The organism is Vibrio sp. YT-19(2023) (genome assembly GCF_033337395.1).
In genome coordinates this window covers 1-641 of the sequence record NZ_JAWOQN010000646.1, presented here as the reverse complement: position 1 = coordinate 641, position 641 = coordinate 1, and the positions used below count along the sequence as shown (strand labels likewise).

Genomic DNA, 641 nt, shown 5'->3' with positions numbered 1-641 from the left:
TTTAAGCAGCAATGGGAAAGAACGATCCGAATAGAAGTGATCAAACTTAAACCAGCTCTGCTTAGCTTGCTCAGGTAATGTCGACAACCCTTGATAGATGGTTTCCCAATCGCCCAGCTCTTTCAATCCAGCAGGTTTGCCGTCTTTGATTGCTTCAGTCAGGTGCATCATCGCGGCATAACAAACGTCGGCCGTGAAATCCATGTTTGCTTGGGTCATGCCATCGTACAACAAGTAGAACCCGAGGTTGGCCAGTGAGTAGTTAGGTTTTTCCCACAAAACAATGTGCGCACTTATCGCCATGTCTAGCAGCACTTTGACACCATATTCTGACACGCCTGTTTTTTCGGCGATATCAATGGCGCTCATGCCTTTTGAACCAGCGCTATCGAGCGCCGCTAATATACCCAAATCTCTGAGCGTTCTCGCGGTATGGAAAACGATAGGGGCAAAAGATAATTTTTGAGCTTCTGTTTTTGCTTCAAAAGCATTAAAAGGATCATTATTTTGATTTAACACGAAAAAACCTAACTGCATTTAATAATTTTTATTGCTGAGACTGAGTGCCCAACAACGCAAGTGCTCGCTGAATATCAACATTTAAATTGTTTACCCAACGATTGTAATTGCGGTGAATTTTG

1 pseudogene is annotated in these 641 nt (G+C 43.1%); it reads right to left on the bottom strand.

Going from position 1 to position 641, the window contains the following annotated elements:
* Positions 1 to 537 (bottom strand): annotated as a pseudogene (locus tag R7E78_RS27655) (SAM-dependent methyltransferase); the annotation flags it as partial.
* Positions 538 to 641: the final 104 nt, after the last annotated feature.